Annotated in this window: 13 protein-coding genes; 10 read left to right on the top strand and 3 right to left on the bottom strand. The window is 64.2% G+C overall.

Annotation, left to right across the window (positions count from 1 at the left end; genetic code table 11):
- The first annotated feature begins 107 nt into the window (after positions 1-107).
- The 4 genes from AC26AR_RS00855 to AC26AR_RS00840 all read left to right on the top strand — a co-directional run bounded on the left by AC26AR_RS00855 (position 108) and on the right by AC26AR_RS00840 (position 3,487).
- On the top strand, positions 108-686 hold the full coding sequence (locus AC26AR_RS00855; protein ID WP_488107395.1) for a YggT family protein: 579 nt from the start codon (positions 108-110) through the stop codon (positions 684-686).
- A gap of 270 nt (positions 687-956) precedes the next feature.
- Positions 957-2,150 carry a homoserine O-succinyltransferase MetX gene (metX, locus tag AC26AR_RS00850; protein WP_077379977.1) on the top strand — a complete coding sequence of 398 codons (1,194 nt, stop codon included), beginning with the start codon at positions 957-959 and terminating at the stop codon, positions 2,148-2,150.
- Complete coding sequence (gene metW / locus AC26AR_RS00845; protein ID WP_077379447.1) at positions 2,143-2,757, top strand: methionine biosynthesis protein MetW; 615 nt, start codon at positions 2,143-2,145, stop codon at positions 2,755-2,757. The genes metX and metW overlap by 8 nt, the downstream gene beginning before the upstream one ends.
- 235 nt (positions 2,758-2,992) lie before the next feature.
- A complete protein-coding gene (locus tag AC26AR_RS00840) occupies positions 2,993-3,487 on the top strand; it encodes an acyl-CoA thioesterase (RefSeq protein WP_077379450.1) in 495 nt (164 codons plus the stop codon).
- Between the two features lie 156 nt (positions 3,488-3,643).
- Here AC26AR_RS00840 and AC26AR_RS00835 read toward each other — a convergent pair whose 3' ends face one another.
- Positions 3,644-4,705: a ChaN family lipoprotein gene (locus tag AC26AR_RS00835; RefSeq protein WP_279875592.1), complete on the bottom strand. Its 1,062-nt coding sequence runs from the start codon at positions 4,703-4,705 to the stop codon at positions 3,644-3,646.
- A 200-nt stretch (positions 4,706-4,905) separates the two neighbouring features.
- On the opposite strand from AC26AR_RS00835, the gene AC26AR_RS00830 reads away from it, so the two are divergent.
- Positions 4,906-5,280: a Rieske (2Fe-2S) protein gene (locus AC26AR_RS00830; protein ID WP_488107394.1), complete on the top strand. Its 375-nt coding sequence runs from the start codon at positions 4,906-4,908 to the stop codon at positions 5,278-5,280.
- Between the two features lie 33 nt (positions 5,281-5,313).
- Here AC26AR_RS00830 and AC26AR_RS00825 read toward each other — a convergent pair whose 3' ends face one another.
- Together AC26AR_RS00825 and AC26AR_RS00820 are read right to left on the bottom strand one after the other, a co-directional pair.
- The gene (locus AC26AR_RS00825; protein WP_488107393.1) at positions 5,314-6,180 is read right to left on the bottom strand and encodes a DNA/RNA nuclease SfsA; all 867 of its coding nucleotides are present in this window, start codon (positions 6,178-6,180) and stop codon (positions 5,314-5,316) included.
- Positions 6,180-7,364, bottom strand: coding sequence for an aminotransferase class I/II-fold pyridoxal phosphate-dependent enzyme (locus tag AC26AR_RS00820; RefSeq protein WP_488107392.1), 1,185 nt, complete (start codon positions 7,362-7,364; stop codon positions 6,180-6,182). Before AC26AR_RS00820 ends, AC26AR_RS00825 begins: the two co-directional genes overlap by 1 nt.
- Before the next feature lie 275 nt (positions 7,365-7,639).
- On the opposite strand from AC26AR_RS00820, the gene dksA reads away from it, so the two are divergent.
- From dksA to folK, 5 genes are all read left to right on the top strand, one after another.
- Complete coding sequence (gene dksA, locus AC26AR_RS00815; RefSeq protein WP_077379460.1) at positions 7,640-8,077, top strand: RNA polymerase-binding protein DksA; 438 nt, start codon at positions 7,640-7,642, stop codon at positions 8,075-8,077.
- 136 nt (positions 8,078-8,213) lie between these two features.
- On the top strand, positions 8,214-9,128 hold the full coding sequence (gluQRS, locus tag AC26AR_RS00810; RefSeq protein ID WP_176503566.1) for a tRNA glutamyl-Q(34) synthetase GluQRS: 915 nt from the start codon (positions 8,214-8,216) through the stop codon (positions 9,126-9,128).
- A 128-nt stretch (positions 9,129-9,256) separates the two neighbouring features.
- Positions 9,257-10,756 carry a sigma-54-dependent transcriptional regulator gene (locus AC26AR_RS00805; protein ID WP_488107391.1) on the top strand — a complete coding sequence of 500 codons (1,500 nt, stop codon included), beginning with the start codon at positions 9,257-9,259 and terminating at the stop codon, positions 10,754-10,756.
- Positions 10,757-11,861: 1,105 nt separating this feature from the next.
- Positions 11,862-13,262, top strand: a complete 1,401-nt coding sequence (gene pcnB / locus AC26AR_RS00800; protein WP_077379465.1) for a polynucleotide adenylyltransferase PcnB — start codon at positions 11,862-11,864, stop codon at positions 13,260-13,262.
- A gap of 29 nt (positions 13,263-13,291) precedes the next feature.
- Positions 13,292-13,789 (top strand): 2-amino-4-hydroxy-6-hydroxymethyldihydropteridine diphosphokinase, encoded by a 498-nt coding sequence (folK, locus tag AC26AR_RS00795; RefSeq protein WP_488107390.1) that lies wholly within the window; start codon positions 13,292-13,294, stop codon positions 13,787-13,789.
- The last annotated feature ends 90 nt before the right edge of the window (positions 13,790-13,879 follow it).

Here is a 13,879-nt window from a genome sequence, read left to right as displayed (position 1 = left end):
CTCGGGAAACCGCCATCATGCTGCGTTCATCTCGGCTTGGCATGCTGATGGCATGACACGCCGACACCAGATTCGCGTCCTCAACTCACCGTCTTAAGGAAGGCCCCATGGGTGCTATGGGTAACATCGGACTTCAGCTGGTCACCATCCTGCTGCAACTGTTCGTCTATATACTGATGCTGCGTTTCCTGCTGCAGTTGTCTCGTGCAGATTTCTACAATCCGGTCACCCAGTCGGTGGTCAAGGCGACCAATCCGCTGGTGGCACCGCTGCAGGGCATCCTGCGCCCGCTGGGGCGCTTCGACATCGCCACGCTGGCGGCCGCCTTCATCATCGTCAGCCTGGTACTGGTCGCCATCGGCGCGCTGTTCGGCGGCATGCTGCCGATCGGCTTCATCGCGCTGACGGCACTGGGCACCATGCTCGACAGCATCATCAACATCTACTTCTTCGCCTTGATCGCGATGATCATCCTGTCGTGGGTCGCCCCCCAGGCCAACCACCCGGGCGCCATCCTGGTCCATCAGCTGGTGGACCCGATCATGAAGCCGGTGCGCAAGGTGATCCCGTCGATCGGCATGCTCGATCTGTCGCCGATCTTCGTGTTCATCGCCCTCAACCTGATCGGCAGTCTGGTCAGTCAGACACTGCCGACCATCGGCATGCTGCGTAGCGTCTTCGGCTGATACGCACGCTCCTCCCTGCCAGACGTGACATCGCCGCTTCGCGGTGTCCCCCCCAGGCGCCCGCAACGGAACCTCCGCTGCGGGCGCCTGTGCTTCCTGCCCGCGCCACTGGCTCACGCGCGCCCGACGCTGTGCTAGAGTGATCCCTCGGCCGAAGCCAGAACCACGGTGCACGAGACGCCCACAAGGCGCATCACCGCGGCTTCGCGCCCCGGACACGGGCTCTGCCCGAACACTCTGCTGGACATGATGCTGGAAACCTTCACCACGATGCCTGATTCCCTTCCCCCGGATTCGGTCGGTCTCGTCACGCCCCGGACTGCCCACTTCGATACACCGCTGGAGCTGGCCTGCGGCAGACGCCTCGAACAGTACTCGCTGGTCTACGAGACCTATGGCGAGCTGAACGCTGACGCCAGCAACGCCCTCCTGATCTGCCACGCCCTGACCGGACACCATCACGCCGCCGGCTACCACGCGATGAGTGATCGCAAGCCCGGCTGGTGGGACGACTACATCGGCCCCGGCAAGCCCATCGATACCTCACGCTTCTTCGTCATCGCGCTGAACAATATCGGCGGCTGTCACGGCAGTACCGGCCCGACCTCGATCAACCCGGAAACGGGCGAACAATGGGGCCCCGATTTCCCGCTGGTGACCGTGCCGGACTGGGTCGAGAGTCAGAAGCGCCTCGCCGAACGTCTCGGCATCACGCGCTTCGCCGCGGTGGTCGGTGGCTCACTGGGCGGCATGCAGGCACTGCAGTGGGCGATGGATCATCCCGAGCGCGTCGGGCACGTCGCCATCATCGCCTGTACCCCCAAGCTCTCGGCGCAGAACATCGCCTTCAACGAAGTCGCGCGCCAGGCCATCCGCTCGGACCCGGAATTCCATGACGGCTGGTACTCACGCGTCGATGCCGTGCCCAAGCGCGGTCTCAAGCTGGCCCGGATGGTCGGTCACATCACCTATCTTTCCGAGCACTCGATGGGGACCAAGTTCGGGCGTGACCTGCGCCAGGACCGCCTCAACTTCGGTTACGACGTCGACTTCCAGGTCGAGAGCTATCTGCGCCATCAGGGCGACACCTTCTCCACCGCCTTCGACGCCAACACCTACCTGCTGATGACCAAGGCACTCGATTACTTCGATCCCGCCGCCACGGCCGGCGATGATCTGGCCGCGGCCATGGCACCGATCAGCTGCCCGGTGCTCGTCGTCAGCTTCACCACCGACTGGCGCTTCGCTCCTTCACGCTCGCGCGAGCTGGTCAACGCCATGATCCATGCCGGCAAGAACGTCAGTTATGCCAACATCGATTCTCCTCACGGCCATGACGCCTTCCTGCTGCCGGGAGAGCGCTATCAGGCAGTGCTGGGCAACTTCCTGACCCGCGCATACGACAAGGCCTGCAACGCAGCCTCTCCCCTGCACACCGCTCCCCAGGAGGCCAGCCATGCGTAACGACCTCGCCCAGATCCACGACTGGATTCCCGAAGGTGGCCGCGTGCTGGATCTCGCCTGTGGGGATGGCACCCTGCTGGCCTCGCTCAAGGAGACCAAGGGGGTATTCGGCTACGGACTGGAGATCGATCCCGACAACATCAGCGCCTGCGTGGCGCGCGGCGTGAACGTCATCGAGCAGAACGTCGATGATGGTCTGGCCAATTTCGCCGATGACACCTTTGATCGCGTGGTGATGTCCCAGGCCCTGCAGGTACTGCGCCGCCCGGACCGTGCGCTGGAAGAGATGATGCGCGTCTCACGTGAAGCCATCATCACCTTCCCCAATTTCGCCTACTGGCGTCACCGCCTGCACCTGGGGCTCAAGGGGCGCATGCCGGTCTCCAAGTCACTGCCGCACGCCTGGTACGACACCCCCAACATCCACCTCTCGACCTTTGCGGATTTCGAGCGGCTGTGTCGTGCCCAGGGCCTCAAGATCATCGACCGCGCAGTCGGCAATGGCGATCACGAGCCACATCCGGCGGCGACCTGGTGGCCGAATCTGTTCGGAGAGGTGGCCATCTTCCGCGTCTGCCGCGACAACTGTCCGCCCGACAAGCGCTGATCACACTCGCCACACCGCCTTTGGAAAGACGGCCGACAGGGAGTCCCTGCCGGCCGTTTCGCGTCATGACGCCGCCAATTCTCCCCGCGCTCTCCCCGCGGCGCGATAGCGTTGCGCTATCCGGGCCATGCACAGACAGTCGCAACTAAAGTCTATATACTTTCGGGGTAAACGCAGCTGAGGATCACGGCTCGCACTTCCGGTGAGGTGCGCCGGCATCCCGAGGAGAGAGTGCATGAACTTCCATACCCGCAAATGGGTCAAGCCCGAAGACCTCAACCCCAACGGCACCCTGTTCGGTGGACGTCTGCTAGCCTGGATCGACGAAGAAGCGGCCATCTACGCCATCGTCCAGCTGGGGACTTCCCGCGTGGTGACGAAGTTCATGTCGGAGATCAACTTCGTCTCCAGTGCGCGCCAGGGCGATATCATCGAGCTGGGCATCACCGCCAGCGCCTTTGGCCGCACGTCCATCTCGCTGTGCGTCGAGATCCGCAACAAGATCACGCGTGAACGCATCCTGACCATCGACCGCATCGTGCTGGTCAGTGTCGATGCCGACTTCAAGCCGGTGCCCCACGGACGCACGCGTATCACGTATATCGAGGATCGCTTCCGCGAGCAGGCCGGCAGCAACGACAGCCAGGCCAATGACGCCGACGGGGATGCCACGCCGCAGAAAGCGGCCCGTCGTCGCGCAGAAGGCCAGGTCGACGTCAAGAGCGGCTGAGCGCAGCCCGACTGACCGCAGCCCGACTGATCGCAGCCCGACTGATCGCAGCCCGACTGATCGCAGTCCGACTGAGCGACGCGATGCAAGAACGCAAAAGGCACCTCACAGGAGGTGCCTTTTTTCATGCCAGCGTTGCTCGCCCGGCCCGCTTTCTCAGCCCGGCAGATCCGGCGTGGCGATATCCGCCGCCTCACGCAGTCCCGCGCAGGCATCCTCCGTCTGAGCGACGGCCGGGGTGAACCACACCAGGTCATACGCCGGGGCCGCCCCCGCACTTTCCGGAAGATAGTCATCGAGCTGGGTCAGCGGCTGACCTTCCTCCCCCCAGGCCACCGGCATCAGTGCGATGGAGAGCGAATCCCGGGTCAGCCAGCGCGGCACGCCGATATCGCGACGCGCATGGCCACTGCCGGCCACCAGCAACGCCGTGGCATCGCGATTGGCCAGCGCCTCGAGACGCTCCGCCATCTGCTGATCACGCGCCAGCTGGGCACGCAGCAGACCATCCAGGCGCTCTGCCCCCAGCAGACCACAGTGGCCTTCATCCAGCGCCTCGCGCTGCAGCCTCAGCACGGCCTCCGGCAGTGCTGGCGCCGTCTGGTCCTGGGCCATCACCGCGCGCACCTGCTCTCTGGTCAGACTGGCGGACGACAGGGGGGCGCCGCTGTCCAGCACACCACGCAACACGCTCGAGTAATCGGTGAATTTCCAGCGTGCATCCCATGCCAGCAGGCGCATCAGCTCCTCATCCGGCAGGCCCGCCACGGCCAGCGAGGTGCGATTGACCAGTGACAGCGCCGCATCCTGACGGGAATCCAGCATTTCCATCGCCACGCCACCCAACTGACGACGTGCCGCCAGTGCATCGATCAGCCAGCGCTCCAGCAGATGATGATCCGGGTTGTCGTGATGCTCTCCCAGCAGCACCAGCGGATGCGCCTGCGCCCAGTCCACCAGTGCCGCCGGTGACAGACGTCGATTGCCCTGCGCCACGAGAATGCTGCCCAGCAACGGATGTGAGGCGTCGGGATCATGCCAGGCAGGCAAGGGCGGAAGCGGCCCCGGCGGCGCCTGAGCCGCCTGCAGCGCCCCGCTCCCCAGCAACGAGAGACCGCCGGCGCCGGCGACCATGCCAGCCAGCAACTGGCGACGCGTGAGGCCTGCCTGCCCAGCTGGGGCAGGACGGAGGAAGGCGGGACGATGAAATAGCGACATGAAGATAACCAGGCGTGAAGAAAGGCGATAATGGCCAACGGCGACACAGTCCATCGCGCACGGAAGGTCGAGCACTGCCAGCGGCAGCCGAGCATTCCCTGCTGGCCGTCATTGCCCCATGATACCCGATGCGAGCCCCCTGATGCCCGAACGCACCGCGTTCTTCACCAACGCCTCTCGCCCACTCAGAGGAGACCCGCATGACACGCCGCCTGCTCCGCCTGCCGCTGCCGGAGCTGCGCATCGGCTGCAGCCTGCCGATCAGGCTCGAGGATGGCCGCCCGGCCATGCTGATCCGGCTGGCCGATGGACTGCACGCCTATCTCGACGCCTGTCCGCACCGCGGCAGCCGCCTGATCGCTGACCTCGCCCACGACGAGCGCGAACACCGCGACCCCTATCTGGACGCCACCGGCGGACTGATCCTGTGTCATCGTCACCAGGCCTGCTTCGAGCCGCAGCAGGGCCTGTGCCTCAGTGGCCCCTGCACGGGGCAGCGACTGACCGCGCTGAACGTGACGATCGAGCGGCCTGACGGCTCGCCAGCGCAGCTGGTGCTGAAGAGTCGGCACTGAAGTGCCCCGCGATGATCAGAGTGAGCTCAGGCGTTACCCGCAGAAGCGCGCCTCGTGCAGCGGCAGCACCTCCTTGAGGGTCAACGACGCCTGCCAGAGCGGCTGCCTCGCGTCATCGTGACAGGGCGCCAGTGCGACCTGCATCCTCAGCGCCAGCACCTCGACACCGGCGGCCTGGGCCGCGGCGAAGGCCTCGGCATAGGCCGGGTCCAGGTGAGCCGCCGGCGCGACATCCTCGATGGCATCGTGCGCGACGCAGAACACCAGCACACAGCGATGACCGGCCGCGACCAGCGCGGCAAGACTGGCAAGGTGACGGCGCGCGCGCGTACTGACCGAGTCCGGAAAATACCCATGCCCATCCGACTCACGCAGGGTGAGCTGCTTGACCTCGACATAGATCGAGGCGGCCTGCTCATCGCGCGGCCATAGCTGGAAATCGAGCCGCGAGCGCTCCGCGACCTCACTGCCTGCTGGCATGACCTCGACCCGCGCCTCCCGCTCGATTCGCGCCAGATTCGTCAGCCCTCTCTCACGCAGCGCAGCATGCAGTGCAGGCGGGCACTCTGACGAGTCACCCTCCCGCAGGACCGCCTCGACATGCGCATTGGCACGTCCGGTATGCACCGCCACCAAGGCCTCACGCCGACCGCCAGCCCCGGGAGGGTCCAGGGGCAGGCGAATCAGCTCCCAGGTCCAGGCAAGCTTGCGCTTCGGGTTGTTGGACGGTGACAGCCATACCTCACAGCCTTCCATGCACACGGCACGCATCGAGCCGGTATTCGGACAATGCGCCGTCACCACCTCGCCTGCCCGTTCACCCTCGAGCAGCTCCACTTCAGCGAAGAAGCGCTTGTAGCGCCGGATCAGCCGACCACGATACAACCCTGTCAACTGCATCAGGCAGATGGTCCCGCCGGGGCAGCACGCCGCTCCAGGAAGCGCTCAAGTCTCGTCAGGGCTTCGCGCAGACGCGCCTCATCGGCCGTGAAGGCGATCCGCACATGGCGACGTCCATCTGCCAGCGCGAAATCGGTCCCCGGCGTGATGGCAACGTTCTCTTCCTCCAGCAAGACACGGCAGAAGGCCTCGCTGTCATGACTCAAGTGCGAGATATCCAGCCAGACGTAGAAGGCGCCCTGCGGGGGAACCGACGGTGCCAGCCCGAGACGCTCGAGTCCGGCCAGCAGCACGCCGCGCCGCGCCTCCAGCACCTGGCGACGGCGTTCGAGCTCGGCCTCGCACTCCGGCGTGAAGGCCGCCAGCGCCGCATGCTGCGCGGGGGTGGAGGCAGCCAGGAAGACATTCTGCGCCAGGCGCGACAACGGCTCGACCGCCGCTTCCGGCGCCACCAGCCAGCCCAGTCGCCAGCCGGTCATGCCGAAATATTTCGAGAAGCTGTTGATCACGAAGGCATCCGGACACTCCGCCAACGCCGTATGTGCAGGCACGCCATAGGTCAGGCCCTGATAGATCTCATCGACCAGCAGGTGAGCGTCTCGGGCTCTGCACAGCTCCCCCAGCGCCTGCAGCTCCTGTGGCGACAACACGTGCCCGGTGGGATTGGAAGGAGATGCCACCATCACCGCACGGGTGTTCTCGCGCCAGACCTCATCGGCAAGCTCCGCGGTCAGCTGCCAGCCGCTCTCGGCGCTGACAGGCACCACGTCGAGCTGGGCATCGACCAGCCCCATGAAATGGCGATTGCACGGGTAGGTCGGATCCGCCATCAGCACGCTGTCACCGCGCTCGGCACACAGCAGGGTGGCCAGCAGCAGAGCGCCAGAGGCGCCGGGCGTGACGATGATGCGCGAGGGCGAGACCGTGACACCGTGACGGCGCTGGTAGTCTGCCGCGATGGCGTCGCGCAGCGCGGGCAGGCCACAGGCGGGCGTGTAGCGAGTCTGGCCGGCGGCCAATGCCGCCTGGCCGGCCGCGATCACCGGCGCAGGGGTCGGGAAGTCGGGTTCGCCCACTTCCAGATGGATGACATCATGCCCGGCAGCCTCTCGCGCCTGGGCGGCTTCCAGCAGCGTCATCACGCGAAAGGCGGCAACGGATTCAAGACGGCGGGCAAACTGCATGATGGCACTCCTCGTGACGGAAGCTTCATTCTAGGCACCTGCCAAGGCCCATTCCCACCCCCTTTTCACAGGAAAATGCATGTTTGCGTGAACAGGCCTGTTCATGAGCCGGCACAAACTATCGTCGGAGTTCGGTTGCAAACTTGTCATTTTTACGCTAAATAAGCTGATCTTCTCGCGAGGGCAGCAGTCAGGACAGCCCCCTCGCCGTGGCCAAGGAGGCAGTGCAACAGACTGTCGACGGCCCAAGTCACCTTGCGGAATGAGGCGGTCCCATGCCAGTAGCTGAAACCAAGCCGGAAGCGCTTAAGAAATTCACCCCGTACGAGCCGGCAGCGGGTGAAGAGTACATGAACGAGAAGCAGCTAGCGCACTTCCGTCAAATCCTGCTGGACTGGAAACAGGAGCTGATGGAAGAGGTTGATCGCACCGTGCGTCACCTGCAGGAAGATGCCAACAACTACGCGGACCCTGCAGACCGTGCCACTCAGGAAGAGGGCTTCAGTCTCGAACTGAGAACGCGTGACCGCGAGCGCAAGCTGTTGAAGAAGATCAACGAGACCATCGAGAACATCGATGAGGACGATTACGGCTTCTGCGAAGCCTGTGGCGTCGAGATCGGTATCCGCCGACTGGAAGCACGCCCGACCGCGACCCAGTGTGTCGACTGCAAGACACTGGCCGAGCTGAAGGAAAAGCAGCTGGGCCGCTAAGCCCCGCTGTCGGTGAACCGACGGCCCGCCGTCGACCTCATCCCCCATACGGGCACCCTCCTTGGAGCGGTGCCCGTATGCGTTGGGGTCCGCACAGCCAGACATTCCCCCAATCACGGACGCTGGAGCCCTGCCGATGCCCACCGCCTACCGTGGCCGTTTTGCCCCGACCCCCTCTGGCCCACTGCACGCCGGTTCGCTGCTGGCGGCCGTGGCCAGCTACCTGGATGCCCGGCATCACGCTGGCCAATGGCTGGTGCGCATCGAGGACATCGACCCGCCACGCTGCCCCGTAGGCAGCGCCGACACCATCCTGCGTCAGCTGGAGGCCTTCGGACTGCACTGGGACGGCGCGGTGCGCTATCAGAGTGATCGCCATGCCGCCTACGACGAGGCGCTCGCGAAGCTCAAGGCCACGGGTATCGCCTATCCCTGTGATTGCTCCCGCAAGCAGTGGCGGGACTTCGCGGTCTACCCGGGCTGGTGTCGCGATCGCGATGAGCCACCCGCTGGCGAGCACGCCTGGCGTCTGGACGTGCGAGCGGCGGAGCGCTTCGGTGGAGCCGGTGCCATCGCCGGCTGGCACGATCGCCTGCAAGGCCCGATCCAGCAGGAACTGGCGGCACTCGGCGACGTGGTGCTCAAGCGTCGCGATGGCCTGTGGGCCTATCAGCTGGCCGTGGTGGTGGATGATGCCGAACAGGGAATCACCGACGTCGTACGCGGCCTGGACCTGCTCGACAACACGCCTTGGCAACGCCTCCTGCAGGCGTCCCTTGGTCTTCCCACACCGCGCCTGACGCACCTGCCACTGATCACCGCCGACAATGGGCAAAAGCTCTCCAAGCAGAACCTGGCCCCGGCCCTGCCGGTCGATGAAGTCGCCATTCGCCAACTGCTGCATCACACGCTGACGCTGCTCGGGCAGGCACCGCCAGCCGAGCTGGCCACTGCCAGCCCCGCGGAACAACTGGCGCACGCCACGCCACGCTGGTCGCTCGCGAACGTTGGCGCGGCCCAGTCACTGCGCATGGCCACGCCATTTCCATGACGACCAGGCCAGCCACGATTGTCGGATTGCCAGCCCACGGGGAACAGGGGAGACTTTGTACGAGATAGCCAAGGCATCAGCGCCATCTCATTTCTTCACGCACTCCATCAGGCGAGCGATAGCATTCCATGGCCCGGATTCTGATCATCGAAAAGGAAGGTGCCACACGCACTGCCCTTCAGCATCTGCTGGAGCGCGACGGGCACGGCGTGGTGCATGCCAATGGACTTGAAGACGCCTGTCGTCAGAAACCCGGCGAGTTTGCACTGGTCATCTGCGATGTCGCGCTCGCCGGAGAACACGCCAAGCCCGTTCTCGAGGCCAGCCACCCTGCCCCGGTGATCCTGCTGGCGGATCCCCCCAGCCTGCATGGCGCCATCGCCTGCCTGAAAGCCGGCGCCGCGGATTATCTGCCCAGACCCTTCGATCAGGAGGCCTTCGCGCGCAGCGTACGTGAGGCGCTGGCCTTGCCGCGCAATGACGATGCGCCGTCCCCCTCATCGCGCCCCTCCTCTCATTCCGGAGCCACCGGCTCGCAGGTCGAGATGATCGGCCACTGCCGTGCGATGCAGCAGGTTTATACCCGCATCCGCAAGGTGGCCCCCGCGGATGTCACCGTACTGGTACTTGGCGAATCCGGTACCGGCAAGGAGCTGGTCGCACGTGCGATCCATCGCCAGAGCGGACGGCATCAGGCACCGCTGATCTGCGTCAACTGTGCCGCCATTCCGGAAACCCTGATCGAATCCGAGCTGTTCGGGCATGAAAAGGGCGCCTTCACCGGCGCGACGAATTCACGCACCGGCCTGATCGAAGCCGCGGATGGCGGCACCCTGTTCCTGGATGAGATCGGGGAACTGCCGCTGGATGCTCAGGCTCGCCTGCTGCGTGTCCTTCAGGAGGGTGAGATACGTCGCGTCGGTGCCATCGAGACGCGCCATGTAGATGTCCGCCTGATCGCGGCCACTCACCGTGACCTGCACCGCCTCTCCGCGACCGGCGAATTCCGCCTGGATCTCTATTATCGCCTCAACGTCATGGAGATTGACCTGCCTGCGCTGCGTGAGCGGGGAGATGACGTGCTGGAGCTGGCCGAACACCTGCTGAAGGGCATCGCGCGCCGGCATGCCCGGGAGGGGATGCGGCTGTCACAGCGTGCGCGCCAGGAAATCCATCAGTACGGCTGGCCCGGCAATGTGCGCGAGCTCGAGAATGCCCTGGAGCGCGGCGTGATCCTGGCAGACCGTCGGATCATCGCCCCGGAAGACCTGGGCCTGCGCGCCGAGCATGTCCTGCGAAGCGATACTGCTGACGGCCGTCCACAGGAGCCCCTCGCCCACCAGCCGCCTCCCGTCACCTCAGCACCGCGTCCGCAGGCTGAAGGTGCCTCTCCGGCACGGGAGACCGCCCCCCCTCGACCCGCGCCTCCCCTCGCCCCCCCGACACCGGAAGAGGAGGACCTGTCTCTCGAGGACTACTTCCAGCATTTCGTTCTCGAACATCAGGACCACATGAGCGAAACGGAGCTAGCCCGTCGACTCGGCATCAGCCGCAAGAATCTGTGGGAGCGCCGTCAGCGGCTGGGTATCCCGCGCAAGAAGGCACGCCGTGGCAGCGCGACGTCCTGAGGCATCATCAGCACATGTCTCCCTCAAGCAGGCGCATGGGCAGGCTGACGATCACCAGCCGACCTGCGGGCTCCCCTTCCGTATTGCACCAAGCGGGTGCTCGCCTCCACGACTCACCTGGCCGTCTTCGAGACATCAACACTCAAACCCTTCAGGACTCGGCAGGCTGCCTGCCGGCCTCGCTAGACTTTAGTGCCGAATCCATGCCGGAAAACACTTCCCAATCATTAGCTTGCGAGTCACTCCGTTAGACCTTCGCACCAATTGTTACCATCGACCCCAAACAGTGCCCCCATCCAGCGCGGTAATGGCCACGTCAGGTAACACCTCAGCCTCACCTACGCCTCACGTCTCAGCGACCTATGTCTAAATGACTGAATTACGTGTTTTTTTTAAGCTGTGGCACATCCGATGCAATAACACGGTCAAGAAAAAGAACAACCGGAAATACGAAGCGCGTCCAACAACAACAAGATTGCGCAAGGCTTCGAAAACCCTCGACACCAACAACAACAAGATTCGTCGAGCGAGTGACATTGATGATGACAGGCAAGCACGGCCGAGATTCATGGCCGGATGCTGGAGCCACAACAAGAACAAGCGGCCGCACGTCATCATCCGCCGAACCAACAACAACAAGATATCGGCAGTCCGGAATCTACTGACCAGGACGCGACGAATCCGGCCTCGAGTGCCAACAACAACAAGATACTCGACCCCGGATCACCCCCGACCCAACAACAACTCGCGGGGGGAGGCTATTCAGCCGTCGGTGAATGGAAGATTGTTTTGAATACGAGATGGTCACTGAACAGACGGTCAGATAACAACAATAGCTTCATCTGTCTGCGTGATTGGCGACTGTGGTGCGTATTCAAGGCGATGCGCCTTCACGAAAAAGAACATCTGCTCAAGGATGCGTGTACTCTACCTGAAAGGGAGACCGAGAAATCGGTCTCCCTTTTTCCTTGCCCGAGAGGCATTTCTTCCCTCATCAGGCACCTTGAAGTGCAGTCTCGGCCCATCAGTGGCAGACCGGCGCTTTGCCAAGGTATCTGCCCTCCGCTACACTGGGCGGCCTGCTACGCACGAGTCGAATCGCTGCATGTTCAAAGGATTTACCCGCTTTCTCCAACGCCCCGGTGACCGCTTGAAGACGCTTTTCAATGCAACTGACGCGCCCGAGGCCACCCTGCCCAGCCTGCGTGTGATACCGCGGGATGAGCATCCCGTGTCCCGCCGCCAGCTCAGCGAAAACGCGCTGAAGGTGCTCTATCGCCTGCAGAGCGGCGGCTATCAGGCCTATCTGGTCGGTGGCTGCATCCGCGATGCCCTGCTCGGCGAGCGCCCGAAGGACTTCGACGTGGCGACCAACGCCACGCCGGAACAGGTCCGCGAGCTGTTCCGCAACGCACGCATCATTGGCCGACGCTTCCGCATCGTGCATGTACGCTTCGGCCGTGAGGTGATCGAGGTCACCACCTTCCGTGGCAAGCCTGCCGACAGCACGCCGAGCCAGCATACCCAGCAGTCGGAAGATGGCATGCTGCTGCGCGACAACGTCTGGGGCTCCATCGAGGAGGACGCGCTGCGCCGCGACTTCACGATCAACGCCCTCTACTACGACGTGTCCGACTTCACGATCCACGACTGGGCGCATGGCGTGCGTGACATCGAAGCGCGCATGATCCGCCTGATCGGTGACCCGGAAACGCGCTATCGCGAAGACCCGGTCCGCATGCTGCGGGCGGTCCGCTTCGCCGGCAAGCTGGACTTCGACATCGAGGAAGCCACCGCCGAACCGATGTACGAGCTGGCACCGCTGCTGCTGCAGATTCCGCCGGCACGCATGTTCGAGGAAGTGCTGAAGCTGTTCATGTCCGGCTACGCTCTGGAAACGTTCCACCTGTTACGTGAGTTCGGTCTATTCCAGATGCTGTTCCCGGAAACGGAAGAGAGCTTCGCGCACTATCACTGGTCCATGCCGCTGATCGAGAAGGCGCTGGCGAGCACGGATGATCGTATCCGTGACGACAAACCGGTCACGCCGGCCTTCCTCTACGCTGCGCTGCTGTGGCCTGGCGTCAAGGCACGCACCGACCAGCTGGTCGCCAGTGGCATGCCGGACATCCCGGCCGCCCACCAGGCGGCTCAGCAGGCGATCGCCCGTCAGCTCAACCACACCTCGATTCCGAAGCGCTTCAGCATCCCGATGCGCGAGATCTGGGACATGCAGGCCAAGCTGCCGCGTCGCCGTGGCAAGCGCGCCTTCCAGACCCGCGAGCATCCACGCTTCCGCGCCGCCTATGACTTCCTGCTGCTGCGGGAATTCGCCGGCGAAGTGAAGCCGGGACTGGGCAAGTGGTGGACCGACTTCCAGGAAGTCGATTCCCGTGCTCAGGTCGCCATGATCGAAGGCGTGTCCGATGAGGGGCCGGCAGGCAGCAAGCCCGCGGGCACCAAACGTCGCGGCAAGCGCCGTCGCAATGGTCGTGGACAAGGCTGAGCACTGACGTGCCGACGCAGGAACCTCGCATGACTTCGACAGCCTTGATCGGCCTCGGTGCCAATCTTGACGATCCGCGCGCTCAACTCGAGCGCGCACTTGAGGCGCTGGACCGCCTGCCGCTGACCCGCTGCACGCGCCACTCGCGCCTGTATGCCAGCAAGCCGGTCGGGCCTCAGGATCAACCTGACTTCGTCAATGCCGTCGCCGAGCTCACCACACGCCTCTCCCCCCTGGCGCTGCTGGATCAACTGCAGGCACTCGAACAGCAGCACCGTCGCGTACGATTGCGCCACTGGGGGCCTCGCACCCTGGATCTGGACCTTCTACTGTTCGATGATCGCTCCATCACTACCTCGCGCCTGTCAGTGCCGCACCCCGAGATGCTCACACGAGGTTTCGTGCTGCGTCCACTGGCGGACCTGCTGGGCCCCGTACGCGTTTCCACCCTGAGCGAAGATGACCTGGAGACGCTGGCACAGCGGGTTGAAGGAGATGACTTGCTCCCCCTCGGGCCTCGGGAGTAGAGTTTCGCCACATTGTTACCGATGCGCCCACTGATCGTGGCTCGGTAACACTTTCTGGTAACACCGGCTCGTCCTGTCAGGTCGCGCACA

This window comes from Cobetia sp. PS-4MA (assembly GCF_057670765.1).
This window is presented reverse-complemented; position numbering and strand designations above follow the sequence as displayed.